The 24,961-nt window shown below is 70.8% G+C and carries 28 protein-coding genes, 1 tRNA gene and 1 pseudogene; 11 read left to right on the top strand and 19 right to left on the bottom strand.

Annotated elements, in window-relative coordinates:
• Positions 1–4: 4 nt before the first annotated feature.
• The 15 genes from ACYVF3_RS16230 to ACYVF3_RS16160 all read right to left on the bottom strand — a co-directional run bounded on the left by ACYVF3_RS16230 (position 5) and on the right by ACYVF3_RS16160 (position 11,098).
• Positions 5–619, bottom strand: coding sequence for an Asp23/Gls24 family envelope stress response protein (locus tag ACYVF3_RS16230; RefSeq protein WP_461155066.1), 615 nt, complete (start codon positions 617–619; stop codon positions 5–7).
• Positions 619–1,152 carry a DUF6286 domain-containing protein gene (locus ACYVF3_RS16225; protein ID WP_461155065.1) on the bottom strand — a complete coding sequence of 178 codons (534 nt, stop codon included), beginning with the start codon at positions 1,150–1,152 and terminating at the stop codon, positions 619–621. Before ACYVF3_RS16225 ends, ACYVF3_RS16230 begins: the two co-directional genes overlap by 1 nt.
• Positions 1,153–1,155: 3 nt before the next feature.
• Positions 1,156–1,494 (bottom strand): Asp23/Gls24 family envelope stress response protein, encoded by a 339-nt coding sequence (locus tag ACYVF3_RS16220; protein ID WP_461155064.1) that lies wholly within the window; start codon positions 1,492–1,494, stop codon positions 1,156–1,158.
• Entirely contained in the window at positions 1,491–1,670 is a 180-nt protein-coding gene (locus ACYVF3_RS16215; RefSeq protein ID WP_461155063.1) for a hypothetical protein, read from the bottom strand. Before ACYVF3_RS16215 ends, ACYVF3_RS16220 begins: the two co-directional genes overlap by 4 nt.
• Before the next feature lie 32 nt (positions 1,671–1,702).
• Positions 1,703–1,963 (bottom strand): hypothetical protein, encoded by a 261-nt coding sequence (locus ACYVF3_RS16210; protein ID WP_461155062.1) that lies wholly within the window; start codon positions 1,961–1,963, stop codon positions 1,703–1,705.
• Positions 1,960–2,280 carry a hypothetical protein gene (locus tag ACYVF3_RS16205; RefSeq protein ID WP_461155061.1) on the bottom strand — a complete coding sequence of 107 codons (321 nt, stop codon included), beginning with the start codon at positions 2,278–2,280 and terminating at the stop codon, positions 1,960–1,962. The genes ACYVF3_RS16210 and ACYVF3_RS16205 overlap by 4 nt, the downstream gene beginning before the upstream one ends.
• A 23-nt stretch (positions 2,281–2,303) precedes the next feature.
• Complete coding sequence (locus tag ACYVF3_RS16200) at positions 2,304–2,819, bottom strand: Asp23/Gls24 family envelope stress response protein (RefSeq protein WP_461155060.1); 516 nt, start codon at positions 2,817–2,819, stop codon at positions 2,304–2,306.
• 146 nt (positions 2,820–2,965) lie between these two features.
• Positions 2,966–3,532, bottom strand: a complete 567-nt coding sequence (locus ACYVF3_RS16195) for an anti-sigma factor (RefSeq protein WP_461155059.1) — start codon at positions 3,530–3,532, stop codon at positions 2,966–2,968.
• Positions 3,525–4,091 carry an RNA polymerase sigma factor gene (locus ACYVF3_RS16190; protein WP_461155058.1) on the bottom strand — a complete coding sequence of 189 codons (567 nt, stop codon included), beginning with the start codon at positions 4,089–4,091 and terminating at the stop codon, positions 3,525–3,527. The genes ACYVF3_RS16195 and ACYVF3_RS16190 overlap by 8 nt, the downstream gene beginning before the upstream one ends.
• Before the next feature lie 102 nt (positions 4,092–4,193).
• Positions 4,194–5,126, bottom strand: a complete 933-nt coding sequence (locus tag ACYVF3_RS16185; RefSeq protein WP_461155057.1) for a YihY/virulence factor BrkB family protein — start codon at positions 5,124–5,126, stop codon at positions 4,194–4,196.
• A gap of 159 nt (positions 5,127–5,285) precedes the next feature.
• Entirely contained in the window at positions 5,286–6,641 is a 1,356-nt protein-coding gene (gene gdhA, locus ACYVF3_RS16180; RefSeq protein ID WP_461155056.1) for an NADP-specific glutamate dehydrogenase, read from the bottom strand.
• Positions 6,642–6,816: 175 nt separating this feature from the next.
• Entirely contained in the window at positions 6,817–7,479 is a 663-nt protein-coding gene (locus ACYVF3_RS16175) for a fasciclin domain-containing protein (protein ID WP_461155055.1), read from the bottom strand.
• Positions 7,480–7,562: 83 nt separating this feature from the next.
• Entirely contained in the window at positions 7,563–9,053 is a 1,491-nt protein-coding gene (locus ACYVF3_RS16170) for a molybdopterin-dependent oxidoreductase (protein ID WP_461155054.1), read from the bottom strand.
• A 42-nt stretch (positions 9,054–9,095) separates the two neighbouring features.
• Positions 9,096–9,851: a DUF1295 domain-containing protein gene (locus ACYVF3_RS16165; RefSeq protein WP_461155053.1), complete on the bottom strand. Its 756-nt coding sequence runs from the start codon at positions 9,849–9,851 to the stop codon at positions 9,096–9,098.
• Entirely contained in the window at positions 9,848–11,098 is a 1,251-nt protein-coding gene (locus ACYVF3_RS16160; protein ID WP_461155345.1) for a class I SAM-dependent methyltransferase, read from the bottom strand. The genes ACYVF3_RS16165 and ACYVF3_RS16160 overlap by 4 nt, the downstream gene beginning before the upstream one ends.
• A 162-nt stretch (positions 11,099–11,260) precedes the next feature.
• Here ACYVF3_RS16160 and ACYVF3_RS16155 point away from each other — a divergent pair, with 162 nt between their 5' ends.
• The 7 genes from ACYVF3_RS16155 to ACYVF3_RS16125 all read left to right on the top strand — a co-directional run bounded on the left by ACYVF3_RS16155 (position 11,261) and on the right by ACYVF3_RS16125 (position 17,656).
• On the top strand, positions 11,261–11,884 hold the full coding sequence (locus tag ACYVF3_RS16155; RefSeq protein ID WP_461155052.1) for an alpha/beta hydrolase: 624 nt from the start codon (positions 11,261–11,263) through the stop codon (positions 11,882–11,884).
• Positions 11,881–13,143 (top strand): NAD(P)/FAD-dependent oxidoreductase, encoded by a 1,263-nt coding sequence (locus ACYVF3_RS16150; RefSeq protein WP_461155051.1) that lies wholly within the window; start codon positions 11,881–11,883, stop codon positions 13,141–13,143. The genes ACYVF3_RS16155 and ACYVF3_RS16150 overlap by 4 nt, the downstream gene beginning before the upstream one ends.
• The gene (locus ACYVF3_RS16145) at positions 13,137–13,865 is read left to right on the top strand and encodes a DUF1365 domain-containing protein (RefSeq protein WP_461155050.1); all 729 of its coding nucleotides are present in this window, start codon (positions 13,137–13,139) and stop codon (positions 13,863–13,865) included. The genes ACYVF3_RS16150 and ACYVF3_RS16145 overlap by 7 nt, the downstream gene beginning before the upstream one ends.
• A complete protein-coding gene (locus tag ACYVF3_RS16140; RefSeq protein WP_461155049.1) occupies positions 13,862–15,115 on the top strand; it encodes a class I SAM-dependent methyltransferase in 1,254 nt (417 codons plus the stop codon). The genes ACYVF3_RS16145 and ACYVF3_RS16140 overlap by 4 nt, the downstream gene beginning before the upstream one ends.
• 39 nt (positions 15,116–15,154) lie before the next feature.
• Positions 15,155–15,748 carry an ECF RNA polymerase sigma factor SigK gene (sigK, locus tag ACYVF3_RS16135; RefSeq protein WP_461155048.1) on the top strand — a complete coding sequence of 198 codons (594 nt, stop codon included), beginning with the start codon at positions 15,155–15,157 and terminating at the stop codon, positions 15,746–15,748.
• The gene (locus tag ACYVF3_RS16130; protein ID WP_461155047.1) at positions 15,745–16,503 is read left to right on the top strand and encodes an anti-sigma factor; all 759 of its coding nucleotides are present in this window, start codon (positions 15,745–15,747) and stop codon (positions 16,501–16,503) included. The genes sigK and ACYVF3_RS16130 overlap by 4 nt, the downstream gene beginning before the upstream one ends.
• 238 nt (positions 16,504–16,741) lie before the next feature.
• Positions 16,742–17,656 (top strand): oxidoreductase, encoded by a 915-nt coding sequence (locus tag ACYVF3_RS16125; protein ID WP_461155046.1) that lies wholly within the window; start codon positions 16,742–16,744, stop codon positions 17,654–17,656.
• 151 nt (positions 17,657–17,807) lie between these two features.
• On the opposite strand, the gene ACYVF3_RS16120 is transcribed toward ACYVF3_RS16125, so the two are convergent.
• Positions 17,808–18,410, bottom strand: coding sequence for a class I SAM-dependent methyltransferase (locus ACYVF3_RS16120; RefSeq protein ID WP_461155045.1), 603 nt, complete (start codon positions 18,408–18,410; stop codon positions 17,808–17,810).
• A gap of 214 nt (positions 18,411–18,624) precedes the next feature.
• Between ACYVF3_RS16120 and ACYVF3_RS16115 the strand changes: the two genes are divergently transcribed.
• Positions 18,625–19,623, top strand: a complete 999-nt coding sequence (locus tag ACYVF3_RS16115) for a TerC/Alx family metal homeostasis membrane protein (RefSeq protein WP_461155044.1) — start codon at positions 18,625–18,627, stop codon at positions 19,621–19,623.
• A 243-nt stretch (positions 19,624–19,866) separates the two neighbouring features.
• Here ACYVF3_RS16115 and ACYVF3_RS16110 read toward each other — a convergent pair.
• Positions 19,867–19,948 (bottom strand) — tRNA-Val (locus tag ACYVF3_RS16110).
• Positions 19,949–20,206: 258 nt separating this feature from the next.
• Here ACYVF3_RS16110 and ACYVF3_RS16105 point away from each other — a divergent pair.
• The gene (locus ACYVF3_RS16105; protein ID WP_461155043.1) at positions 20,207–21,007 is read left to right on the top strand and encodes a DUF2637 domain-containing protein; all 801 of its coding nucleotides are present in this window, start codon (positions 20,207–20,209) and stop codon (positions 21,005–21,007) included.
• Between the two features lie 388 nt (positions 21,008–21,395).
• Here ACYVF3_RS16105 and ACYVF3_RS16100 read toward each other — a convergent pair.
• Positions 21,396–21,949 (bottom strand): annotated as a pseudogene (locus tag ACYVF3_RS16100) (IS3 family transposase); the annotation flags it as partial.
• 102 nt (positions 21,950–22,051) lie between these two features.
• The gene (locus ACYVF3_RS16095) at positions 22,052–22,735 is read right to left on the bottom strand and encodes a tRNA-dependent cyclodipeptide synthase (protein WP_461155042.1); all 684 of its coding nucleotides are present in this window, start codon (positions 22,733–22,735) and stop codon (positions 22,052–22,054) included.
• 879 nt (positions 22,736–23,614) lie between these two features.
• Here ACYVF3_RS16095 and ACYVF3_RS16090 point away from each other — a divergent pair.
• Both ACYVF3_RS16090 and ACYVF3_RS16085 read left to right on the top strand, forming a co-directional pair.
• Positions 23,615–23,989 carry a BlaI/MecI/CopY family transcriptional regulator gene (locus ACYVF3_RS16090; RefSeq protein ID WP_461155041.1) on the top strand — a complete coding sequence of 125 codons (375 nt, stop codon included), beginning with the start codon at positions 23,615–23,617 and terminating at the stop codon, positions 23,987–23,989.
• Entirely contained in the window at positions 23,986–24,936 is a 951-nt protein-coding gene (locus ACYVF3_RS16085; protein ID WP_461155040.1) for a M56 family metallopeptidase, read from the top strand. Before ACYVF3_RS16090 ends, ACYVF3_RS16085 begins: the two co-directional genes overlap by 4 nt.
• The last annotated feature ends 25 nt before the right edge of the window (positions 24,937–24,961 follow it).

Below are 24,961 nucleotides of genomic sequence, written 5' to 3'. Positions count from 1 at the left end.
TCGCTCAGCTGACCCGGCTGCCGGCCTCGCGCTCCAAGCGGAAGTGGATCGCGGTCGGCAGCCGTTCGGCGCCCAGCGCGCTGCGGGCGCGGCCCAGGACCTTCTCGTCCAGTTCGGCCCACACACCGCGCACGTCGGCGCCGTCCTGCAAGGACAGCGCGAGCCGCAGGTGCGGTCGCTGCTCGGTTCCCGCCATCCGCGCCCGAGCGCGGCTGACCCCGGCGACCCGCTCGGCGTCACCGCGCACCGCGTCGGCCAGGGCGCCGGAGGCGATCGTGGCCGAACCGCCGGTCTCGTCGCGCAGCGGCACGCTCGGCCGCCCTTCGGGGCGCAACGACCGCCGCAGCCACCAGATCCCGGCGACGATCAGCACCGCTCCCAGCACGAGGCCCGCGACGAAGAAAGGCACGCGGTGCGCGCTGATCCAGTCCTCCAGCAGCGGATCCAGCACCGGGCGGGCCGCGCGGAACCTCCCCAGCAGGCCGAAACCGACCACCAGGGCCGAGGTTCCAGCGGCCAGCAGGACGATCGCGAGCACGCCCAGCAGCGAGCGCTCGAAGGCCAGGGATCGTCCGACCGGCGTGCGGCTGGGCCGCACCTCGGCGTTGTGCTGCGCCATCACCGCTCCTTCGCCGGGGAGACCGAAACCGACACGCGCGGGCTGCGTTGCAGCGGCAGACCTCCGACCGCGGCGGACGCGGTCTCGGCCGCCCGGTCGCGCAGGTCACCGACCGCGCGGAACCTCCCGGTCACCTTGACCCGCACCCGCTTCCGGCGCGCTGTCACGACCGCGCGCGCCACGCCGTCCTCGGCGCGCACCCGGTGCCCGACCAGCCGCGCCAGCGAGCGCGGGTCGGTCGTCACCGTCACCTCGGGTGCCGGGTCGAGCAGCCGGACCACCCGGCGTCCCGCCAGCAGCGAGATCACCAGCAGCACCATGCCGATCAGCGCGCACCCGGCGGCGATCCCCAGCACCGGCGGCTCCTGCCAGGCCACGCGCGCCAGCACCGGTCGCGCGGCCGGCCACGGCACCAGGACACCGCCCGAACCCGGGCTCGCCCAGGCCGCGACGACCTCCACGATCAGCACCGCTCCCGCGGCCATCGCGACCAGACCGGCCAGGGACGTGAGCAATCGGACGACGAAGCGCACGGTTCACTCCACTCGGTTTCGTCGGGCGGCGGGCACCAGCGCGGAGACGGTGACCTCCACGTTCAGCACTCCGGCGCCGGCCAGCCTCGTCAGCTCCTCGCTCACCGCACCGCGCACCGCGCGGACGGTGTCGCGCACCGGTTCCGGGTAGCGCACGGGCAGGTCCAGTCGGATCCGCAGCTCCTCGTCGGGGCCGGTGAGCTTCGCGTTCGGACCGCGGCGGGTGCGCGCAACACCGGAGACGCCGGAGGCCGCGTGCTCGGCGATCTTGCGCAGCACGGCGCGATCGATCTCCAGCGAGCCGCGCTCGCCCGCGTCCTTCTCCTCGGCGGGGGCGCTCATCGGTCCTTGCCCCGGCCCAGGACGTCGCCGACGTCCAGCTCCCCGTCCAGGACCCTGCCGACGAGCAGCCCGATCGCCCCGAGCACGAGCGCGATCAGGAACCCCGTGAAACCGCCTGCCGCAGCGGCGAGTCCGAGTATCAACCCGGCCAGCGCCCCGGTCTGCGTCCCGTTCATCCGCCTTGCCCTCCTGTTGATCGATCGACCGGTCACCGCACCCGGCTCCGGCTCCTGCGCCGCCGCCATGCCCTGACCCGCTTGACCAGGCCGGACACGCTGCCGGCGTCCGGCACCACTTCCACCGGCCCGTCATAGCGGTCGGGGCGGTCGTCGCTGGGCCGCGCGCGAGCCCGGAAGTGCTCCAGACCCGCCGCGAACACCTCCGGATCACCACCCGCGTCGGGGTGGTGGGCGCGGACGAAAGCCCGGTAGCGACTCCGCGCCTCCGGATCCCGGTCGCGCGAAATCACGCGCCGCCCGCTCCCGCAGCGCCTTCGCCCGGGGCGTCCTCGCCGGGGGCGACGACGCCGCAGACCTCGACGTCCACCGGAACGTCGCCGAGCACGGCCACCACGCGAGACCGCAGCTGCTCCACGATTTCCGGGAGCGGGTCCCCGAGACGCAGCACGACCCCGACGGTCGCGGCGGCGTCCGCGTCGGCGAGCCGCACGCCGGCGACCCGCCGACCGGGCAGGTAGGTGGTGATGTCCCCGAAGTTCCCGCCGTGCAGCCCGGCCACCGCCGGGTGTTCGAGCACGGCCGCGGCGACCCGGTCGACGGCGCTCACCCCGGTGCTCCCGCGATCCGCGGTCACTCGACCCGGGAGGACTGGCCCGCGGAGACGCCGTCGCTCGCCTCGCCGTCCTCGGAGGGCAGGTGGATGTCGTTGACCGCGATGTTGACCTCGATGACCTCCAGCCCGGTCATCCGCTCCACGCCGTTGATGACGTTGCGGCGCACCGCGCGGGCGATCTCGACGATGGACGCGCCGTACTCGACGATGATGTCCAGGTCGACGGCGGCCTGCTTCTCCCCGACCTCGACCTGCACGCCGGAGGTCGACGAGGTGCCGCTACCGCCCGGGATGCGCTCGCGGATCGCGCCGAACGCGCGGGAGACGCCGCCGCCCATCGCGTGCACGCCGGAGATCTCGCGCGCGGCGAGCGCCGCGATCTTCTGCACCACGGAGGCCGCGATCGTGGTCTTGCCGTGCGAGGTCTCCTCGGCGGCCCGGACCTGGCCCGCGCCGGAGCCGGTGGCCAGCGAACCCGACGTGACGTCCTGGGTTTCGCTGCGCTGGGTGGTGTTTCCGCTCGACTGCGCCATCGTGGGTGCATCCTTCCGCTCGATCGCTCGCGGCCGACCGGTCGCGGGAACCGCGAGCCGGGCCGAACCGCTGCCGACGGAAGATCAGATGCACGTCCCCGCGAGCCCGTGGCGGAACTGAGACGTGACTCACATCGTAGACGTGATCACGGCTGCTCGGGGATGACCACGTCGGCGATGCGCACCCACACCGGGGGCGCGCCCGTGCCGAGCACGTCGGTCAGCGCGGCCTCGACGTCCTCCCGGACTCGCGCGGCCAGCTCGGGAGCGTCCGAGCCGTACCTCACCGCGATCTCGACCCGGATCTCCTGCGAATCACCGGTGCAGGACAGCAGTCGCGCACCACCCCTGCGCTCGAGCAGGTCCGCGGTCAACCGCCTCGCCAGCACCTGCGCGGCGTGCGGCGTCACCCGCAGCGACCCGCCGTCCTGCGCGATCTCGATCGACGCACCCGCGGTCACCGCGCGGGCCTGCCGGGTGCTCACCAGCACGCGGTCGATCAGTCCGTGCGGCGGCTCGACCGACACCGCGGCCGCGCGGCGCACCGGCGCCCAGCCCGGACCGAGCCGGTCCAGCGCGGCGCGGCAGTGCGAACATCCCGCGACGTGCGCCGCGAACTCCCGCGTCGAGTCCCCGGCCAGGTGTTCGACCAGCTCGCCCAGGGTGTGCCCGCACGCCAGCACGTGATCGGGGTCGAGGGGAAAGTCACCCACGGCGCATCTCCTCCAACCTCGACAGCAGTGCCAACCTCGCGCGGTGCAACCGGGACCGCAGCGCGGTGGTGTTCACCTCTAGCACCTCGGCGATCTCCTCGTAAGACATCCCTTCGAACTCGCGGAGCACCAGCGGCACCCGCTGCGACGGTTCGAGGGTGGCGATCGCCCGGCGCACCAGATCGGCCTCTTCCGAACGCACCGCCTGGCCCTCCGGGTTGCCGGTCCCGTCATCGGAGAGGAGGTGGTTCATCGACTCGTCGCTGATGTCCATCGGGACCGCCCGGCGCCTGCGGGCCTGACCGAGCGCGGAGTTGGTCACCACGCGGTACAGCCACGTGGTGGGCGCGGCGTCGCCGCGGAAGCGACCGAGGGAGCGCCAGGCGGACACCCAGGCCTCCTGCACGGCGTCCTCCGCCTCGGCTCGGTCGCCGAGGACGCGGAAAGCGACCCGGTACATCGTGGCCGTGTGCCGGCGGACGAGTTCGTCGAACGCCACGCCGTCGCCCCGCTGGGCGGCGGTCATCAGGTCTCGGTCGGTGTCGACCCGCTCGGTCACGCCGGAAGTCTCCCGCAGCTCATCGGTGGAGGCGATTCCACCAGAGGGCCAATGCGCCGCACCTGCGAGCGGCGCACACGATGATCGCATTCGGCCGCGCGGTCACGCCGTCTCCCCTTGCTCCCGGATGGCGCGCCGCGCGGTGGCGATGGTGCGGGAAGGCTGGACGGTATCGAGCTCGGCGTTGACCGCACCGCCCAGCAGCACGGCGAAGGCCGTGACGTACAGCCACAGCAGCACGCCCATCGGAGCGGCCAGCGCGCCGTAGACCGGCGAGTTCTCCAGGCTCACGTCCAGGTAGACGCGCAGCCCGAAGCTGCCCGCCAGCCACACCAGCAGCGCGACCGCCGCACCGGGGACGTGCTCGTGCCACGGCGAGCGGATCGGGACCGAGACCATGTAGAGAGTGCTCAGCGAGGCGATCGAGCCGAGCACGATGAGGGGCCAGTACAGCCCGTACACCAGCCCCGTCGCCTGCGGCACCCACCCGGCGATTACCGACGGGCCGACCGCCAGCAGCGGCAGCAGGACCAGCGCCACCAGCAGGCCCACCACGTACACCAGCACCGACATCAGCCGCTGGCGCACCACGCCGCGCTGGCCGCCGAGGCCGTAGACCACCGAGATCGTGTCGATGTAGACGTTCAGCGCCGTCGAACCGGACCACAGCGCGAGCGCGAAACCGATCGAGATGATCCCCGCGCGCCCCGAACCGAGCACCTCGTGCAGCACCGGGCGCAGCAGCTGGTCGATCGCCTGTGGCGAGAGCACCGTCCCGGCGCCCTGCACGAGGGCGTTCTCCACGGCGGGCACGGTGTCGTCGCGGCCCAGCCAGCCGGCGACGTAACCGAGGGTGGCGACGACGCTCAGCAGGACCGGGGGCAGCGACGTGAGGGTGAAGAACGCGGCCTCACCGGCCAGGCCCATCAGCCGGTACCGGCCGCTGCTCTCCGCGGTGCGGGTGGCGAGCCGGATCAGGCCGCGGAGCCTCGGGTCGCGCGGGTGCCGAAGCCGCTGGTAGACGCTGCGCGGCACGACCCCCTCCTCCGGACGCTGCACTTCTCGCGTTTCGATCACGAACCGTCCGATGCGCAGGAGGGCTCCGGCGTGACGGTCCAGCTCCGTGATTTTCGGCGATGCCGGGCTGGACCGCCTCGCGGAAGCGCGCGGCCGGTGTGGCGGGGTGCTCGACCGTCAGATGACGCCGAGGTCGAGCATCGTGTCGGCGACCTTGGTGAACCCGGCGACGTTCGCGCCGAGCACGTAGTTGCCGGGGGACCCGTAGAGCTCGGCGGTCTCCAGGCAGCCTTGGTGGATGTCGGCCATGATCTCCGACAGCCGGGCGTCGGTGTAGTCGAAGTGCCACGAGTCGCGGGACGCGTTCTGCTGCATCTCCAGACCCGAGGTGGCCACGCCACCGGCGTTGGCGGCCTTGCCGGGGCCGAACAGCGTGCCCGCGTCGAGGAAGACCTTCACCGCACCCGGCGTGGTGGGCATGTTCGCCCCTTCGCCGACCGCGACGACGCCGTTGCGAACCAGGGCGAGCGCGGCCTCGTCGTCGAGCTCGTTCTGGGTCGCGCAGGGCAGCGCGATCGCGCAGGGCACGTCCCAGATCGAGCCGCCCTCGATGAACCGGGCGTTCTGGTGGTCCTCGGAGTACTCCTTGAGCCGGCCGGCGCGGACCTCCTTGAGCTCGCGGACGGCCTCGATGTCGATGCCGTTCTCGTCCACGACGTAGCCGCCGGAGTCCGACATCGCCACGACGGTGCCACCGAGCTCCTCGGCCTTGCGCGCGGCGTAGATGGCGACGTTGCCCGAACCGGACACCACGACGCGGCGGCCGTCGAAGCCGTCGTCGCGAGCGCGCAGCATCTCCTCGACGAAGTAGACGGTGCCGTAGCCGGTCGCTTCGGTCCGCACCTGCGAACCGCCCCAGTTGAGGCCCTTGCCGGTGAGCACGCCCGACTCGTAGCGGTTGGTGATGCGCTTGTACTGGCCGAACAGGAAGCCGATCTCGCGCCGCCCGACGCCGATGTCACCCGCGGGCACGTCGGTGTACTCGCCGAGGTGCCGGTGCAGCTCGGTCATGAACGACTGGCAGAAGCGCATGATCTCGGCGTCGGACTTGCCCTTCGGGTCGAAGTCGGAGCCGCCCTTGCCGCCGCCCAGCGGCAGCCCGGTGAGCGCGTTCTTGAAGATCTGCTCGAACCCGAGGAACTTGATCACGCCGATGTTCACCGACGGGTGGAACCGGAGCCCGCCCTTGTACGGCCCGAGCGCGGAGTTGAACTCGACGCGGAAACCGCGGTTGACCTTGACCTCGTTCGAGTCGTCGGTCCACGGCACGCGGAAGATGATCTGCCGCTCCGGCTCGCACAGCCGCTCCAGCACACCCGAGCGCAGGTACTCCGGGTTGCGGGCGAGCGCGGGTTCGAGCGACTCCAGGACCTCGTAGACGGCCTGGCTGAACTCGGGCTGGTGCCCGTCGCGCAACTGGATCGACTCGTAGACGTCGGCCGTCAGCTGCAGGCCCTCCGACTCTCGGCTCACGGGCGGGTCTCCTCAGCAGTCGGGGGAAATGCAGAACGCTTGTACTGTTTTTTTAACAGAAAAATGACGTGGACGAAACAGAGCCGCGAATTTCATCACCCACACCCGTATCCCCGCATCGCAGCAGTACGGGCGGGCCCGGTGATCGAACCGAGCCCGCCCGTGCCGGAGCGGATCACTGCGGAGGCATGAGCACCTGGTCGACGACGAAGACGGTCGCGTTGGCGGTGGGGACGTTGCCGCACAGCACGCTCGCACCGTTGACCTTCAGCTGGTCGCCGGAGCCCTCGACCTGGACCTTCCCGCCCTGGACGGTGTCGACGCTGCCCGCCTTGGACAGGTCGTCGGCGGTCATCCGCTGCGGGACCACGTGATAGGTCAGGGTGCTGGTCAGCGCCTCCTTCTGGGCGGGGTCGGAGAGCATCGCCTGCAGCTTCTCCGGCGGGATCGCGTCGAACGCCGGGTCCGCGGGGGCGAACACGGTGTACTGCGCATCGGACTTGTTCAGCGTGTCGACCAGACCGGCGGCCTTGACCGCGGCGGTCAGCTTGGTCAGCAGCGGGTTGTTCGAGGCCGCGGTGCCGACCGGGTCATCGATCATGCCCTGCACCGAGCCGGGGTTGGCGGGATCGGTCGGGACCTGGGCGCAGCCCGGCCCGAACACGTCCGAGGCCGTGGTCATGCCCTGCTGCATCGGCGCGGCCGGCGAGGGCGGCGGGGGCGGAGGTGCCTGTCCCTGGTCTGCCGGCGGCTGCTCGGACATCCCTCCGCACGCGGCCAGTCCGAACGTGAGCAGCGCTGCACCGGCGCCGAGGGCGCTGCGGCGAAGTGCGGTCATCGACCATCATCTCCTCTGTCGATCGTCTGTCACAGGGGATTCGGGGCAGGTTCCGCGCGGGATTGGTCCCGCAGCGGGGTTTTTCACCGGATCGCGGTGCAGAAGATCGAGTGCCATCCGGTGGCGCCGTCCGGGACCGTCGGAACCCGCTGCGGCGTCTGGGTTTCCCCGGTCCTGTCGGTGGCCCGGCACTCCACGGTGTGCCCGCCGGAGGGCAGGTCGAGCTCGACCCTCCACATCCGCCAGGTGTGCCCCGAGACCTCTGTGGACAGCTGCGCCTCCCGCCACGGGCCGCCGTCGACCCGCACCTCCACCCGGTCCACGCCGTGCGGCTGGGCCCACGCGGTGCCCGCCGCGGTGAAGCGCCCGGCCGGGACCTTCTCGAACGGCTTCGGCCGGTCGATGCGGGACTGCACCTTGATCGGCGCCTGCTGCGCCCAACCGCGCTGCTCCCAGTAGGTCTGCCGGTCGAAGGTGGTCAGCTCCAGGTCGGTCAGCCACTTGGTGGCCGACACGAACCCGTAGAGGCCGGAGACCACCATCCTGACCGGGAAACCGTGCTCGGCGGGCAGCGGCTGCCCGTTCATGCCGTAGGCGAGCAGGGCCGGACGATCCGGATCGGTCAGCGCCGCGATCGGCGTCCCGGCGGTGTAACCGTCCTCGCTGGTGCTGAAGACCTGCTCGGCCCCGGGGAGCACACCGGTCTCGCGCAGGAGGTCCCGGATCGGGACCCCGGTGAAGTCGGCGGTCGAGACGTACGGGCCACCGACCTCGTTGGACACGCAGGTGAGGGTGACCGTCCTCGTCTCCTGGCGGCGGCGGAGCAGGTCGTCGAGGGACAGTTCGAGCTCGCGCCCGACCATGCCGCTCACCCGCAGCCGCCACGCGTCCGGATCGACCCGAGGCACCACCAGAGCGGTGTCCACCCGGTAGAAGTCCGCGTTCGGGGTGCGGAACGTCGGCGTGCCCGCGCGGGCGAAGTCCGCACCGGCCGGAACCGGTTGCGGCGCGGGCAAGCGGCCGGCGAGTGCTTCGCGCGCGCGGCCCGCGGGTCGCCGCGCCAGCGCGGTACCGCCGAAGCCCGCGATCAGCGAGCCCGCCGCGAGACCGCCTGCGGTGAGCAGGAAAGCCCGACGTCCCGTCGCGGTGCCGGGGTCGGTGCGCAGCAGCGCGACGAACGCGCCGACCCCGACGAGGATCGCGAGGAGCGACGGCAGCGGCCCGAACGCGCCGACGTCCGGGCGGGCGATCGACGCCGCCACGCCGAGCATCCCGAACGCGGCGATCAGCACCGCTCCGGGCGCGGGACCGCGTCGCGACACCAGTCCGGCGACGACCGCCAGCACCCCGATGACCACCGCCATCCCCGCCAGCAGCACCAGCTTGTCCGCTTCGCCGAACCACCGAATGGCCAGCGCCTTCAGCGGTTGCGGGGTCAGGTCGATCGCGCTGTTGCCCACGGCGAGGAACGGGGAGGCGTTCTGCTCGACCAGGCCGGCCAGCAGGTGCCCGGCGGCGAGCGCGGACACGACGGCCAGCACCCCGGAGAAGGCGCGGATCGCGGGTGATCTCATGCCCTTCCTTCGTCGCGGGTGCCTTCCGGGATTGCCCTCCGATCACCGACGTTTCGGCGGCAGCGGCAGGAAACCGCTGGTGCGCTCGACGTAGTCGGCGTAGGCGGGGCGCCGCTCGCGCAACCCGCGTTCGAGGATGGGCTTCCCGGAACCCCTCGCGAGCAACCAGGTCATCAGCAGCGGCGAGAGCGCGGTGAGCGGTCCTGGCCAGTGCTGGCAGGCCATCAGGTACACGCCCCACCAGACGCAGGCGTCCCCGAAGTAGTTCGGGTGGCGGGTGTAGCGCCAGAGCCCGGTGTCGAGGACCTCCCCGGCGTTGGCGGGATCGGCCCGGAAGCGCCGCAGCTGCTCGTCGCCGACCACCTCGAAGAACATCCCCACCAGCCAGACCGCGGCCCCGGCGACGCTCCACGCGCCGATGCCGGGAGCGGCCGACAGCACGGGCATCGCGACGATCCACATCACCAGGCCCTGCACCAGGTAGACGCGCGCGAACATCCGCAGCGCGGGGAACCGGCGCGCGCGTGCGGCCATCTCCACGTAGCGGGGGTCCTCCGAGAGCCCGGCGTTGCGCCGGTGCAGGTGCACCGCCAGCCGGATTCCCCACACCGCCACCAGCGCCGCGGGCAGCGCACCGGTCCACCCGGCCGCGAACGACACCACCGCGATGACCGCGAAACCCGCTCCCCACGCGGTGTCGATCGTGTCGTAGCGCCCGCGCAGCCGGGCGACCGCGAACGTCGCGGTCACCACGAGCACCGCGACGGCGAGCGCTGCGGGGAGGGCGAAGGGGCTCATCGCACCGCCTCCCGCAGCACCGGAGGCATCCCGCTGACGCCCCGCTCGTCGGGGCGCACCGCAACGATCTGATCGACGCCCATCCTGTTCTCCTCGAAGGCGAGCAGGCCGCCGGCCAGGTAGAGCCGCCACACCCGGTACTGCTCGGGGCCGAGCAACCGCAGCGCGCGCTCCCGCTGCTCGTCGAGCACCTTCGTCCACGCGTCCACCGTGGACGCGTAGTGCTCCCGCATCGCCTCCACGTCGCGCACCTCGAAACCACCCGCCTCGATCCGGTCCACCGTGCGTCCCACCGGCACCATCGTCATGTCCGGGGCGATGTAGGACGAGATGAACGCGCCGCCGCCCTCCGCAGCCGACCCGGATCGGGACATCTGCTGCAGCAGCAGCCGCCCGCACGGGCGCAGCACCCGGTGCAGGGTCGCCACGTACTCGTCGTAGCGGGCATCGCCGACGTGCTCGCCCATCTCGACGCTGGCCACCGCGTCGTAGGGCTCGTCGGTCAGCTCCCGGTAGTCCTGCAGCCGCACGTGCACGCGCCCCTGCAGCCCGAGCTGCGCCACGCGGCGCTGGATGTGCTCGAACTGGCTGCGCGACAACGTGATCCCGGTCGCCTCCACCCCGTGGTGCCGAGCCGCGTGCAGCAGCAGCGACCCCCAGCCGCAGCCGACGTCGAGCAGGCGCGTCCCCTCGCGCAGACCGAGCTTCCGGCAGATCAGCTCCAGCTTCGCCTCCTGCGCGGCGGCCAGGTCTTCGCCGCCGGTCCGGAAGTAGCCGCAGGAGTAGGCCATCGAGGGGTCCAGCAGCAGCTCGTAGAAGTCGTTGCCCACGTCGTAGTGGTGCGCGATCGCGGCCCGGTCGCGCCGCCGGGTGTGCAGCCCGCCGGACATCCGCGCCTCCGCCGCCGGGATGCTAGGCCGGGGGCCGATGGCCCCCAGGCGCAGCGCGGCGAACGCGATCTCCCGCCACCCGCGCGCACCGATCCGCCAGCCGTCGAGGCCGTGCCTGCGCACCGCCGCCCAGCAGCGGCGAAGGCCGTCGGTGAGGTCGCCATCGACGTCGAGATCGCCGGAGACGAACGCGCGCGCCAGCCCCAGCTCGCCCGGGCTCCACAGGAAGTGCCGCAGCGCGGCCCGCCTCCGCAGCACCGCTTGCGGTCCGGACGCGGGACCGGCGTGGCTGCCGTCCCACGCGCGCACCCCGATCGGCAGCGGCATCCCGAAGGTGCCGTCGACGATCTCCTCCATGATGTTCGCAGCTCCGCTGCGGGTCGTGCTCACCAGCGACACGCTCACCTCCCGGGTCGGATGCCTCCTGCCTCGAATTCGGCGCGGGCACCGCTGCGGACTGGTCGAAGTGTCGGTGGTCACACGGGCAATCCGCACGGGCACCGGCGACGAATCCAGGGCATGCACGAACCGAACCTGCGGGTGCTGACATCGCCCTCGACGCAGCCGCGGACCGTGGTGCTGGTGCTGCACGGCGGGCGGCCCGTCAGCGCCGCACCGGTGCGCGCCGCCCACTTCGCCTACCGGAGGATGCTCCCGCTGGCCCGCGCCGCGCAGCGGCCGGACACCGCCGTGTGGGTGCTGCGCAACCGGGTGCGGGGCTGGAACGAACCCGCCCTCGACGCGGTCGGCGACGCCCGCCGGGCCGTCGAGGTGATCCGCGCCGAGCACCCGGGCGGCCGGATCGCGCTCCTGGGGCACTCGATGGGCGGGCGCGTCGCCCTGCGCCTGGCCGGTGAACCTGACGTGATCGGCGCGTGCGCGCTGGCGCCGTGGACGACCGACCAGGACCCCGTCTCTCAGCTCACGGGCCGGATCGTGCGGATCGTGCACGGGGACCGGGACCTGACGACCTCGCCTCAGAGCTCCGCCGCCTACGCCGTGCGCGCCCGGCAGGCGGGCGCGATCGTCTCGCGGCAGGTGATCCGGGGCTCCGGTCACGCGATGCTCCGCCACGTCCGGGAGTGGAACGCGCAGGTCGCCGCCTTCGCGGATGACTGCGCCGCGATGGGGTGCTCGCGGTGAGCGGGGGACGCGTCGCGGTCGTCGGCGCCGGGGTGTCCGGGCTGACCGCCGCGCACCTGCTGTCCCGCGCGAACGACGTGGTGCTCTTCGAGGGCGAGGACCGGTTGGGCGGGCACGCCCACACCCACGACGTGCGCACCGGCGACGGCCGCACGATCGCCGTCGACAGCGGGTTCATCGTGCACAACGAGCGCACCTACCCGCAGCTGCTCAGGCTGTTCGGCGAGCTCGGGGTGCTGACCCGGGACACCGAGATGTCGCTGAGCGTGCGGTGCCGGGGATGCGGGCTGGAGTACGCAGGCGCCAAGCGGTTGCGCGGGCTGTTCCCGCACGCGCGCAACGTCGGTGACCTCCGGTACCTGCGGACGCTCTCGCAGGTACCGCGGTTCCACCGGCAGGCCGCGGAACTGCTCGACGGGCCCGGCGACGACCAGCGCACGCTCGCCGAGTTCCTCACCGACGGCGGGTATTCCCAGCACTTCGCCGAGCACTTCGCGATCCCGGTGGTCTCCGCGGTCTGGTCCGCCGGTCCGGGCACCAGCGGCCGCTACCCGGCGCGCTACCTGTTCGAGTTCCTGCGGCACCACGGGATGCTGTCGGTCAGCGGCTCCCCGACCTGGCGCACCGTCGTCGGCGGCTCCCGCGAGTACGTGCGGCGGATCGCCGACGGGCTGCACGCGGTGCGCACCGCGACGCCGGTCCGCTCGGTGCGCAGGCTCGACGACCGGGTGGAGGTCCGCACCGCCGACGACGAGGTGCACGAGTTCGACCGCGTGGTCGTGGCCACCCACGCCGACCAGGCGCTGCGCCTGCTCGCCGAGCCGACCGCCGCGCAACGGCGAGCGCTGGGGGCGTTCGGGTACTCGGAGAACTCAACGCTGCTGCACACGGACGGGTCCGTGCTCCCGTCCAACCGGAGAGCGCGAGCGTCCTGGAACTACCTCAAGAACGGGTGCTCGGGCGACTCGGGCGGTGCCCGGATCAGCTACGACATGAACCGGCTGATGGGCCTCTCCGAACCCGCCGACCACGTGGTGACCTTGAACGGCGACGCCGAGGTGGATCCGGGCAGCGTGCTCGCGAAGATCTCCTACCGCCACCCGATCTACACCCCGGAATCCGTTGCGGCACAAGCAGAGCTGCCGTCCATCGGCGACGACCGGCTGCGGTTCGCCGGTGCCTACCACGGATGGGGCTTCCACGAGGACGGCTGCCTGTCCGGGGTGCGGGCGGCCGCGGCGTTGGGATCGAGGTGGTGACCGTGGACCTCTACGACGTCGTGATCACCCACGCTCGCGAGGTGGAGCCACGGGACCGCTTCCGGTACCGGGCGCACACCTGGCTGGTCGACCTCGACGACCTGCCCCGGTTGCCCCGGCCGCTGCGCCCGCTGATCAGCTTCGACGCGCGCGACCACCTCGGCGACCCGCGGCGCAACATCCGCGACAACCTCGATCGCTGGCTCGCCCTGCAGGGCGTCGACCTCCGGGGCGGCCGGGTCCTGATGCTCGCGGGAGCTCGGGTGCTGGGCCACGCGTTCAACCCGCTCACGGTGTTCTGGTGCCACCGACCGGACGGATCACCGGAGTGCGTGGTCGCCGAGGTCCACAACACCTACGGCGAGAGGCACTGCTACCTGCTGCGACCCGACGCCGACGGAGTGGGTGAGGTCGGGAAGCGGTTCTACGTCTCGCCCTTCCTGTCCTCGGAGGGCCACTACCGGATGCAGCTGGATCCGCCCGGCGACCGGTTGCGGCTGCGCGTCGAGCTCATCCAGGGCGACCGGGTCGCGTTCCGCGCCGCGATGACGGGACATCGCCGCCCGGCGAACGCGGCGGGACTGGTGCGCGCGGCGTTGCGCCATCCGCTCGCCCCGCGGCGCATCTCCGCGCTGATCCGCCGTCGCGGAATCGCGCTGTGGCTGCGGCGGGCTCCCCGCTTCCGCCGCACCCCGCACATCCATCAGGAAGGAGTCCGATGACCACCACGACCACCGCCGCGCAGCACAGCGCGAGCGCCACCCCACCGTGGGACCTGCTGAGCGGGCCGCCGCGATCACCGGTCCGCGCCGCCATCGCCGAGCGGCTGTTCCGGCACGCGGTGCGCACCTTGCCGGTGCGCGTGGCGCTCGCCGGCGGAGAGGTCCTGGGCGCGGGCCGCCCCGACTCGCCGCTCATGCGCGTCGAGGACCCGGCGGCGTTCTTCCACCGCCTCGGGGCGGACGCCAAGGTGGGCTTCGGCGAGTCCTACATGGCCGGTGAGTGGACCAGCCCGGAACCGGCGGAGCTGCTGACCCCGTTCGCCGCGCGGATCGCGACGCTCGTGCCCGCGCCGCTGCAACGGGCCCGGCGCTGGGTCGACGCCCGCCAGCCCAGCGCCGAGCGGGGCACGCTCGCAGGCGCGCGGGAGAACATCCACCGGCACTACGACCTGTCCAACGACGTCTTCGCGACGTTCCTGGACGAGACGATGACCTACTCGGCGGCGCTGTTCCCGCCCGGCGGCGACGACCTCGGCACCGCGCAGACCCGCAAGATCGACCGGATCCTGGACCTCGCCGCCGTCGGCGAAGGCACCGAACTGCTGGAGATCGGCACCGGGTGGGGTGCGCTGGCCGGGCGCGCCGCCCGTCGAGGTGCCCGCGTGACCACCCTGACCTTGTCCGCCGAGCAGCAGCGGCTCGCCCAGAAGCTGCTGGCCGAGGAGGGCCTGGCCGATCGCGTGGAGGTGCGGCTGGCCGACTACCGGGAGGTCACCGGGCAGTTCGACGCGGTGGTGAGCGTGGAGATGATCGAGGCCGTCGGACGCGAGTACTGGCCGGAGTACGTCACCGCGCTGGACCGGTTGGTGGCGCCGGGAGGCCGGATCGGCGTGCAGGCGATCACCATGCCGCACGACCGGATGCTGGCCACCAGCAGCAGCTACACCTGGATCCACAAGTACATCTTCCCCGGCGGTCAGCTGCCCTCGATCGAGGCGCTGGAGACGGCTTTCGACGCGCACACGGGGCTTCGGCGAACCGAGCGGCACTCCTTCGGCCCGAGCTACGCGACCACGCTCCGGCACTGGCGGCAGCGCTTCCTGTCCCGCTGGGACGAGGTGCGCGAACTGGGCTTCAGCGAGAGCTTCCGCCGCATGTGGGAGTTCTACCTCGCCTACAGCGAGGCCGGATTCCGCTCCGGATACCTCGACGTGTGGCAGCTCGGATATCGCAAACCCGCTCAGGGCTGAACAATGGCCCGGCCGGTGCCGGGCACGAGGAAGGCGCACATGGAGAGCACTCGCAGGCCAGCTGACCTGCCGGAACCCGGGGAATCACCGGGACCGCACGAGCTGCTGGTGTCCGTGGCGAAGGGCGACGAGCAGGCGTTCGCGCGGCTGTACGACCTGGTCGCCGCACCCGTGCACGGACTGGTGCAGCGGATCGTGCGGGACACCGCCCAGTCCGAGGAGGTCACCCAGGAGGTCCTCGTGGAGGTCTGGCGCTCGGCCAGCCGGTACCGCAGCGACCGGGGAAGCGCGATGGCCTGGATCATGACCATCGCCCACCGCCGGGCCGTGGACCGCGTCAGAACCGCCCAGGCCGCAGCCGAGCGGGAGACCAAGGCAGGCCGTCAGGAAGCCGGGCGACCCTACGACGAGGTGGCCGAGGCGGTGCTGTCGCGGTTCGAGCAGCGCCAGCTGCGCCGGTGCATCGCCACCCTCACCGACCTGCAGCGCGAGTCCGTGGTGCTGACCTACTACCGCGGCTACACCTACCGCGAGGCGGCCGGGTTGCTCGACGCCCCGCTCGCCACCGTGAAAACACGCCTGCGCGACGGCCTGATCCGGTTGCGCGACTGCCTGGGGGTGACCACTCGATGAGCACTGAACCGGCCGCTCTGACGGGCGCCTACGCCGTGGACGCGCTGATCGGCGCGGAGCTGGAGGCTTTCGAGCGGCACCTGGCCGGCTGCGAGGAATGCGCCCAGGAGGTCGCCGAGCTGCGGGAGACCGCCGCGAGGCTCGGCGCGGACACCGCCGTGCCGCCGCCCGAACGGCTCAAGCAGCAGGTCCTGGAGGAGATCACTCGAACCCGCCAGCTCCCACCGCTGTCGGCCGAACCGCCGCGGGGGCGCGTCCTTCCCTTCCCCGGGGCGAGGAGCTGGACGACCCGGCTGGCCGTCGCGGCCGCGGTGGTCGGCATCGCGCTGGCCGCCGCGTTCGGCGGTATCGCCTGGAACAGCCAGCAGCAGCTGGCGGAGGCGAACCGGCTCGCCGAGCAGGCGGGCGCGCACAACGCGGAGGTCGCGCGGCTGCTGCAGTCGCCGGACGCGCGCCTGGTGCACGGTTCGGCGGGTGATGCGCGGGCGGTGAGCGTGGTGTCCCGCCGGATTGGCAGCGCGGCGTTCCTGACCGCGGACATGCCCGCGGCCCCTGCGGATCGCACGTACCAGCTCTGGTTCATCGGCGGCGGTGGGCCCAGCTCCGCGGGGGTGCTGCCGCAGACGTCCACCGGGGAACCGCTGCTGACGACGATGCCCGCCGACGCCCAGCAGCTCGCCGTGACGGTCGAACCCCGGGGCGGCTCGGCCCAGCCGACCACCGATCCGATCATGGTGATGGCCGTGCCCAGCTGACCGGAAGGCCGGGAACCCGCACCAAACCGGGCTCCCGGCCCTTGCCGAGCCGGACACCAGCCCCACCAACGCGGGCGGTCCCGAGGAACTCCAATTTCGCGCGAAATTGGGATGCACACCCACCCCGGGACCACAGCGTCCCGGTACCGGGCGGATCTCAATTTCGCGCGAAATTGGGAGGGGGACCGCGGCGCCGGGGTGGTGGTCGGCCGGCTCAGCAAGAGTGACAATCGTGGGGATGACGCAGATGCGATGGAACTTCGACGACATGCCGCGGCTCGACGGGCGCACCGTGATCGTGACGGGCGCCAGCAGCGGTGTCGGGATGGCCACGGCCCGCGGGTTCGCCCGCGCCGGAGCTCACGTGGTGCTCGCCGTCCGCAGCCTCGAACGCGGCCGGGAAGCGGCTCGCGCCGTGCGCGGCAGCAACGAGGTGCGTCGGCTCGACCTCGCCGACCTCGCCTCGGTCCGCGAGTTCGCGGACTCCTGGCAGGGGCCGATCGACGTGCTGGTCAACAACGCCGGTGTGGCGATGGTCCCGCCCTCCCGCACGGCCGACGGCTTCGAGATGCAGTTCGGGACCAACCACCTGGGTCACTTCGCGCTGACCACCTTGCTGCTGCCGCACATCACCGACCGCGTCGTCGTGCTCGCCTCCGGAGCGCACCGGTTCGGCACCGGCACGATCGACTTCGAGGACCCGCACTTCGAGCACCGCGAGTACAGCCCGATCGCGGCCTACGGCCAGTCCAAGCTGGCGAACCTGCTGTTCGTCCTGGAGCTCCAGCGCAGGCTGGAACGACGCGGCTCCTCCGTGCGCACCCTGGCAGCCCACCCGGGCTACACGGCCTCCAACCTCGGCACCCACGGACGCAGTCGCCTGCTGACCACCCCGGCCCGGATCGCCGGCGCCCTGCTCGCGCAGCAGCCCGGCATGGGCGCGCTGCCGAGCCTCTTCGCGGCGACGCAGGACCTGCCCGGCGGCAGCTACGTCGGCCCCGACGGCCGCCACGAGATGCACGGCCACCCCACCCTCGTCGGCCGCAGCGCCCAAGCCAGCGATCCCGAAGCCGCCAAGCGCCTCTGGGACCTCTCCACCCAACTCACCGGAATCAGCGACCCAACGCTGACCAGCACCGCCAAGGGAACCTGACAGAACCGCACGACCTCGCTCGAACTTCAACGCGATTCCCAATTTCGCGCGAAATTGGGAACCCGCCCACGCGGCCGGGCGTGTCTGCCCAGTTCAGGGCGCTGCCGAGGGACTCGGATGTCGAATTTCGCGCGAAATGGGAAACCACCGGTCAGGCCCTCCGGGTGGCTGTGATGGCGCCGTGGGGCCGGACTCCTGCGTCCGTGCGGGTTTCGCTGGCGACGACGGTGAAACCGGCTTCTTCGATCGTGTCGGCGAGCTCGTCGACCGGCCAGAAGTAGCCGGTGGTGACGGCGTGGTCGAAGGGTTCGATCTCGGGGCCTTCGAAGAAGCCGACGAGCAGTCCGCCGCCGGGCCGGATGGTGCGGGCGAACTCGGCGAACGCGTGGTGGATGCGCTCGGGTGGCGTGTGGATCAGCGAGTACCAGGCGAGGACCCCGGCCAGGACGGAGTCGCCGACGCCGAGGTCTTCAGCGGTGGCTTCGCGGAACCGGATGTCCGGGAAGGATTTCCGGGCGTGGTCGAGGAATTCCGGCGTCGGGTCAACGCCTTCGACGTCGACGCCCTGCTCGCGCAGCCAGTTCGTCCAGTGCCCCGGACCGCAGCCGACGTCGAGGATCGGACCGGCCTGCGCGGCCGCCCATGCGCCGATCAGATCGCGATCGCGCGACGCCGTCGCGTCGATCTTGCCGAGTAGGTCGATGTACTCCGAGGAACGCCGCCCGTAGGCCGCGCTCGCTTCTGCGCTCGTCACGCACGGATCTTCGCAGAGCCGCCACCTCCGAGGCCTGACTTCGCGCCGCTGCGTGATCCTCCTGCGTTGCGCCGGGTGCTGCCCGATACTGCGGGCGAGGGGAGTACTTCCGAAGGCCTGTTGCCGGTCAGGACGGACATCCCGCTGGTGTCCCCGGAGCAGTCGCCCCGAAGGGCGAAGGAGACCTCGAACGCTGACGCGCGAGGAGACTCCCATGATCGCCCAGGCAGCCTCGTCCGCATCGATCGGCACGCCCCTGCTGTGGGCGGCGAGCATCGGCGTGCTGCTCGTCCTGCTGATCGCGGACTTCGTCGTGACCCACCGCCCGCACGAGGTCTCGATGCGCGAGGCCGTGGGCTGGTCGATCTTCTACCTGGCGTTACCGCTGATCTTCGGCGCGGCGTTGTGGACGATCTTCGGCGGCCCCCAGGCGATCGAGTTCATCACCGGGTTCGTGGTGGAGAAGTCTCTGTCGGTCGACAACCTCTTCGTGTTCATGCTGCTGCTGGCCGGTTTCGCCGTCCCGGCCCAGCTCCAGCAGCGGGTGCTGCTCTACGGCATCGTCGGCGCGCTCGTGCTGCGCGGGATCTTCATCGCGGCCGGTGCCGCCCTGCTGCAGGCGGGGACCTGGGCGTTCCTGGTGTTCGGGGCGATCCTGTTCGCCACGGCCGTGAAGATCCTGCGCGAGGCGATCAGCGGCGAGGGATTCGATCGCGACGTGTCGCAGATGCGCTCGGTCCGGCTGCTGCGCAGGCTGATGCCGGTCACCGACGACTACCGCGGCACCCGCCTCTCGGTCCGCGAGGGCGGTCGCCGCGCACTGACCCCGCTGACGATCGTGGTGGTGGCCGTGTTCGCCACCGACGTGGTCTTCGCCGTCGACTCGGTACCGGCCGTCTACGGCATCACCGAGGACCCCTACCTGGTGTTCGCGACCAACGCCTTCGCCCTGCTGGGCCTGCGCGCCCTGTACTTCGTGCTGGTCACGGCACTGGCCAAGCTCACCCACCTCAACCACGGGCTGGCCATCATCCTCGCCTTCATCGGAGTGAAGCTGGTGCTGCACTGGGCCCACACGGTCTGGCCGGCAGTGCCGCAGATTCCGACGCCGCTCTCGCTGCTGGTCATCGTGCTGGTCCTGGCGACCGTCACCGCGACCAGCCTGCGAGCCCGCAGCGGCGCCGGCGACACCCGCCCCGGGAGCCGATCATGACCACCGAGATCCTCGTCGACATCGCCCTCTCCGCGCTCATCGTGATGGCCCTGCTCATCACCTGCGCAGTGCTGCAAGACGTCCGACCACCACGCGGCCCCCACCGATGACCGGCCGAGCGACCATCCACAGAGGACCAAGGGGCTGCCGGAGCGGAGAACGAACGAGAGGCGATCAGAACGATCGCTAGTCGGCGTCACAGCGCCGACCGACAGGCGAACCACGTCGACCTGCCGCGAGAGGTGGTGCGCGATACTGGGATTGAACCAGTGACCTCTACCGTGTCAAGGTAGCGCTCGCTGGTTCACAACCAGTAGGTTCGCGCTCCGCCGCTGGTCAGCGGCCCTCCTTCCTCCTAGTTCCGACGGGTTCCGACACGTTGTCGCGCGTTCCCGTCGCCACGAAATCGCCATTTGATCTTGGAGGAGGCCCCTTTGGTTTCTCACCTGACTCACCCCCGATTGTCGGGAGAAACGAGCCTGATAAGCCTGGAAGTGACTGCAGAAACCGCGCACCAACGCCCGCACGAGCGCCGCGTCAGTTTGCACGCCAGCCAGGGACTGCTCCGGGCGGGTGACACCTGATGAACAGCACGCCATCCACATCGAGCCCCGCCCCCGATCGATCACTGCATCTGCAGTGCGCGTGCACGCTGCTGGTGGCCTTGGGCGCCGCATACGTCTCCTACCGGCACGGCCGCGAGTTCGCCCTGCGGTTCGGAGCCGACGAGACCACCGCCACGCTCTGGCCGCTCATTGTCGATGGGTTGCTGACGATGGCGACGATCGAACTGTGGAAGGCCGGTCACCGGTATCGCGCAACCGAGCAGTGGAAGGCATGGCTGTCGTTCACCCTCGGCATCGGGCTCTCGCTGTGCGCCAACATCGCCTCCGCCCCCGAGCTGAACGCATTCTCCGTAGCCGTGGCCGCCTGCCCACCGCTGGCGCTGCTGCTCTCGGTCGAACTGCTCAACCAGGCACTCAAGCGGCGCCGAGCGGAGACAACGAATGGGATCATTCCCGAGGCCGAGGAGCCCAACACAGCACAGCCGGAATCGGCGGCCCCGGGCGGGGCCAGCCAGACACTGGAGACTTCCGAGGAGGCTGAGGATGTGCCAGCGCTGCGCACCGTCGTGACCAACGTCCCTGGTCACAGCTCCAGCACCACCGACGCTGACTTAGCGGTATCGCACGGCGTGGACGATGATCCCCTGCGCGAAGAGGCACGCCGGCTCGACGCCGAACACTGGAATCTCTACCAACGTCCGATCTCCGCCGACACTCTCCGCCGAAAGCTCAGCATCGGCTCGAAACGAGCCCGCGTCCTCACCCGCCACATCCGCCTGCACCGCCAACCCGGAACGGTGCTGGCGGCAGCGCAATGAGCACCAGAGCCAAGGGTGGGCTGCCCAATCCTTGGACAGCCCACCCCAGGGCGGAACCAGTCACTGCTGCGGGCGGCTGGGCACCTGGTGGAGAGATCCGATCTGCGTTGGCGCCGATCGCGGCCGGTTCCGGAATTCGTGACCCGGACCACTATGCTTTGCTTGAGTCGATCGTAATCGGCTCGCCCGCCAGATCGGCAAGCATCGCTGACAGACACTCTTCCTCTTCCCCGAGCATGCCCTGGCAGTCCTGCTCTTTCGGGCGCCAGGTTCCAAAAGGTACGCTGCGCACGAACAGAGAATCGAGAATCTTGCCGAGGCGGCGTTGTCGCCGCCGGCGACGGTACTTGGTCTCGATCCAGGACACGATCGCTAGGCGGAGCTCCTGCTCGGTGAGGTCGGTAAGCCAGATGACGTTCGGCGTCGAGGCGGTGAACGCGCGTCCGACGAGGTCGTCGTGCACCGGCGGGCCGGCTTTCGGGTTCCGCCCCTTTTTCTTGGCATGCAAAGAGAAGATCTTCTGCATGGAGCAGATCCGCCACACCCGGTTCTCCGAGACGGTGAAGCCACGCCGGGCGAGTTCGTCGGCGACGAACCGATACCCCTCGGTCGGATCATCGGCGTGGATTTCCAGCGCGGCGTTGATCAAATGGGCGTCGTCCCAGTCGCATTGCGAGATCGGGTTGGACTCCCACTGGTAGTAGGCCTGCCGGGAGATCCCGAGCACCCTGCACGTCACCGCCACCGGCACCGGCACCGGCACCCTGATCCGAGCGTCGGTGGCGGCCAGGTCACGGACGAGCGGGAAGGCTATTTTCCCGGCAGGCTGCCCTGCGCGAGATAGGCCGCGGCTTTGCGCAGGACCTCGTTCTCCTGCTCCAGCAGCCGGTTGCGTTTACGCAGTTCACGCAGCTCGGCCGACTCCTCACGAGTCACACCCGTTGCTCGATAGATGCCGGCAACCACCCGAGACGCATCGACTAAGGAGTAGTAGGTGCACGCGGCCTGCACGCACAGACATACAGCGCACGCCCCGGTTTCATGTCACAGGGCAGTGGTCACGGTGGCGAAACCTTGGCGGGGGTGAACCCAGCAGGACAGTTCGCGTTGGTACAACGTGTGCAGGAACGCCGGGGGCTGGTGGTAGCAGAACACCGAGGAGTCCACGCCGACAATGCCGGGGGTGTCCTGGAAGAGTGGGAGTTCAGCGAGGAAGTAGCGCACGGCCGAGCGCAGTTGATCCTCGGTCGGCTCGCCGTCAAGGGTTCGCGTGGACAGCACCCATCGGGACGCGTCCAGACACGCACGACGAAAGGCCGAGTCAGCCTCGAACTGGGCGTAAGCCTGTTCACGCAGGCTTGTGTAGCGCTCGTTTCCTTCTACGGCCTGCGCATCCAGCATCACGCCGCCGCCGGGAACTCCCACACGTTCCAGCGCGCGTTCGATCTTGTTACGCAGGTAGCGCGCCTGCCGGTGCGCCTTGTGCGCGGCCCTTTCCGGTGAGTACCCCAGCGCCTCCAACGTGTAAGCGGCGGCCTGGTCAGGAACGAAGAGGTGCACCTGGGAAAAGCGTGTCAGTGCCCACTGGGCGAGTGCGGCGATGCGTTCGGTGGAGAAGTAGCTGTTGAACGGGCTGATGCCCAAGCAGGCGTGCTCCCCGCGGCTCCACGGCTCACCGCAGTGCTGGGTCAGTGGTTGGGCATCGATTTCGGCGACGGCGCCCGTCATGTGCGATCTCCCGGGGTGAGGCGAAGTAGGACCAGCACAAACCTAAACTACTTAGTAGTTTGGTTGTATGGTGGGTGCGGGTGGCGATGGCAACCAGACCGCCCCTTTCGGGATGCACTCGGTGAGGAAGCCGATGACAGTGCGCATCCACTCGCGGTCCAGCCGCGGGACGGCGTGGAGTAAGCGTCTACGGATCGCGATCGACACGCTGTTAGCTGTGGGTGCGGCCGCTGGCCTGGCGTCCTGCGCCGGTGCTGGCGAAGACAGCTCCGCTCCGGCGGGGCCTCCCAGTAACGGGGTCGCCCGTACCTCGCTGCCGCCGTGTCGGCTCCCGCCGCGGCGGGCCCGGGCGACCGGGTCGCTAGACTGCCGGTGCCGCCGATGGGGCAGGTCGTGGAGCAGTACCACCCGAAGCTGACGATCCTGGTCAGCGACCGACCTATGCGTGTTCCGGCGAATATCGGTATGAGCACTGCAACCGGGGCGATGTCGCCGCTGCACACCCATGACGCGTCGGGTGACGCGTGCATATCGAGGCGGCTGAGGCGTGGCTGCGCTACACGCTCGGGCAGCTGTTCGACGAATGGCCGCACTCGACGCCGACCGGATCGGCGGCCTGACCACCACCCCCGAGGCGGACGGGCGCGCGTTCGTCAACGGCGTCCCCGTCCCGGGCGATCCCGCTGAGATCGCGCTGCGACCGCAGCAACACATCACCTTGACCTATGGCCCCGCCGATCAAGCCTCGCCGCATCCGATAACCCGTCGCACGGTGGGTAGGTCGACGAACAGTGAACTCGGGGGGGACGGCAGCGTGTGCCGAGCCGGGAAACGGGACAGCTACCCTCGGACAGCAGCAGCTACGTGGGAGGAGGTCGGGTGCACCGCTTTGGGGAACTCGAAGCCGCGATCATGGAGCGGGTCTGGTCGGCATCGGAATCGCTGACCGTCCGCGCCGTGGTCGACGCCCTCCAACCCGACCGAGCGGCGGCCTACACCACCGTTCAGACGGTGATGGAAATTCTCTACCGCAAAGGCTGGCTGCAACGCACCAAACATGGCCGCGCCTACCACTACCGGCCCACCATGAGCCGGGAAGCTTACACAGCTCAGCTCATGGACCAGGCCCTGGCCTCCAGTCCCGACCGCGACGCCGCGCTGCTGCGCTTTGTCGAGACGATGGACCCCCGCGACGTCGACCAACTGCGTGAGGCCATCGAGCACGCCAAGCAACGCCGGGAGAACGACGCATGATCGCCTCAACGGTCTTGCTGGCCTACGCCGCGTTGCTTGCTGGGATCGTCGCACCTCGTCTCCGTCAGGCCCGGTGGGTCGAGCACGCGCCGGAGTGGGGCTTGGCCGCGTGGATCGCGGTTGCCTGGTCACTCGTGCTGTCGGTGGCGCTGGCTGTCCTGGCTTTGTGTTTGCAGCTTCCTAGTTCTGCCGATCAGCTCTACCGAGCAACCGCTCTGTGCCTGCAAGCCCTGGGCGGCAGCCTCGGAGTTCCCGCCACGCTGGTGGCGGCGCTCAGCCTTACTGGGCTCATAGCGGGTGCGGTGCGGTTCGTCCACATGCTCGTCCGGCAGTGGTGGCGCACAACCCGGCGGCGCTATGAGTACCGGCAAACGTTGCGTCTGCTCGGACGCACCGACGACAGCCTCGGTGCGGTCGTGCTCGACGACCACCGTCCCACCGCATACTGCGTACCCGGCGGGCATGGTCATGTCGTGCTTACCACCGCCGCTCTCGACCGGCTGACGCCCGCCCAGCTCCAGTCGGTTCTCGCCCACGAACGAGCCCACCTCCGGGGACGGCACGCGCTAATCATCGCAGTGGGCACCCTCCCCGCACAGCTCCTCCCACTCCGCGCGCTGCAACACGCGGCCTGCGACGTGACCCGGCTCGTCGAATACACCGCCGACGACACCGCTTCCCACCGCACCGACCGGCTCGCCCTCGCCGAAGCGCTCCTCACCCTCGGGACGCCCTCACCCTCGCCGACATCAACATTGGCCGCGACAGCGATCGCCACGCCCGCTCGCATCAGCCGACTTCTCGACGACTCCGGCGGGCGGCAAGAACGTTCAAGCCTGGTCGCGCCCACCGCCATCACCAGCATGAGCCTCCCGTTCCTGCTCGCCGTGAGCTCTACGTACTTCGGCGGCGCCTGGAACGCCTGCCCATTCGGGTTGGCATGCTGAGCCGCAGCTACCTTTGACAGATCCA

Source organism: Saccharopolyspora tripterygii (assembly GCF_054778355.1).
This window is presented reverse-complemented; position numbering and strand designations above follow the sequence as displayed.

Bases quoted from the DNA above. Each gene is read 5' to 3' on its own strand.
- ACYVF3_RS16230 (WP_461155066.1), bottom strand. From the start codon at position 619: ATGGCGCAGCACAACGCCGAGGTGCGGCCCAGCCGCACGCCGGTCGGA.
- ACYVF3_RS16220 (WP_461155064.1), bottom strand. From the start codon at position 1,494: ATGAGCGCCCCCGCCGAGGAGAAGGACGCGGGCGAGCGCGGCTCGCTG.
- ACYVF3_RS16215 (WP_461155063.1), bottom strand. From the start codon at position 1,670: ATGAACGGGACGCAGACCGGGGCGCTGGCCGGGTTGATACTCGGACTC.
- ACYVF3_RS16200 (WP_461155060.1), bottom strand. From the start codon at position 2,819: ATGGCGCAGTCGAGCGGAAACACCACCCAGCGCAGCGAAACCCAGGAC.
- ACYVF3_RS16175 (WP_461155055.1), bottom strand. From the start codon at position 7,479: ATGACCGCACTTCGCCGCAGCGCCCTCGGCGCCGGTGCAGCGCTGCTC.
- ACYVF3_RS16170 (WP_461155054.1), bottom strand. From the start codon at position 9,053: ATGAGATCACCCGCGATCCGCGCCTTCTCCGGGGTGCTGGCCGTCGTG.
- ACYVF3_RS16165 (WP_461155053.1), bottom strand. From the start codon at position 9,851: ATGAGCCCCTTCGCCCTCCCCGCAGCGCTCGCCGTCGCGGTGCTCGTG.
- ACYVF3_RS16160 (WP_461155345.1), bottom strand. From the start codon at position 11,098: ATGGAGGAGATCGTCGACGGCACCTTCGGGATGCCGCTGCCGATCGGG.
- ACYVF3_RS16155 (WP_461155052.1), top strand. From the start codon at position 11,261: ATGCACGAACCGAACCTGCGGGTGCTGACATCGCCCTCGACGCAGCCG.
- ACYVF3_RS16140 (WP_461155049.1), top strand. From the start codon at position 13,862: ATGACCACCACGACCACCGCCGCGCAGCACAGCGCGAGCGCCACCCCA.
- sigK (WP_461155048.1), top strand. From the start codon at position 15,155: ATGGAGAGCACTCGCAGGCCAGCTGACCTGCCGGAACCCGGGGAATCA.
- ACYVF3_RS16130 (WP_461155047.1), top strand. From the start codon at position 15,745: ATGAGCACTGAACCGGCCGCTCTGACGGGCGCCTACGCCGTGGACGCG.
- ACYVF3_RS16125 (WP_461155046.1), top strand. From the start codon at position 16,742: ATGACGCAGATGCGATGGAACTTCGACGACATGCCGCGGCTCGACGGG.
- ACYVF3_RS16115 (WP_461155044.1), top strand. From the start codon at position 18,625: ATGATCGCCCAGGCAGCCTCGTCCGCATCGATCGGCACGCCCCTGCTG.
- ACYVF3_RS16105 (WP_461155043.1), top strand. From the start codon at position 20,207: ATGAACAGCACGCCATCCACATCGAGCCCCGCCCCCGATCGATCACTG.
- ACYVF3_RS16095 (WP_461155042.1), bottom strand. From the start codon at position 22,735: ATGACGGGCGCCGTCGCCGAAATCGATGCCCAACCACTGACCCAGCAC.
- ACYVF3_RS16085 (WP_461155040.1), top strand. From the start codon at position 23,986: ATGATCGCCTCAACGGTCTTGCTGGCCTACGCCGCGTTGCTTGCTGGG.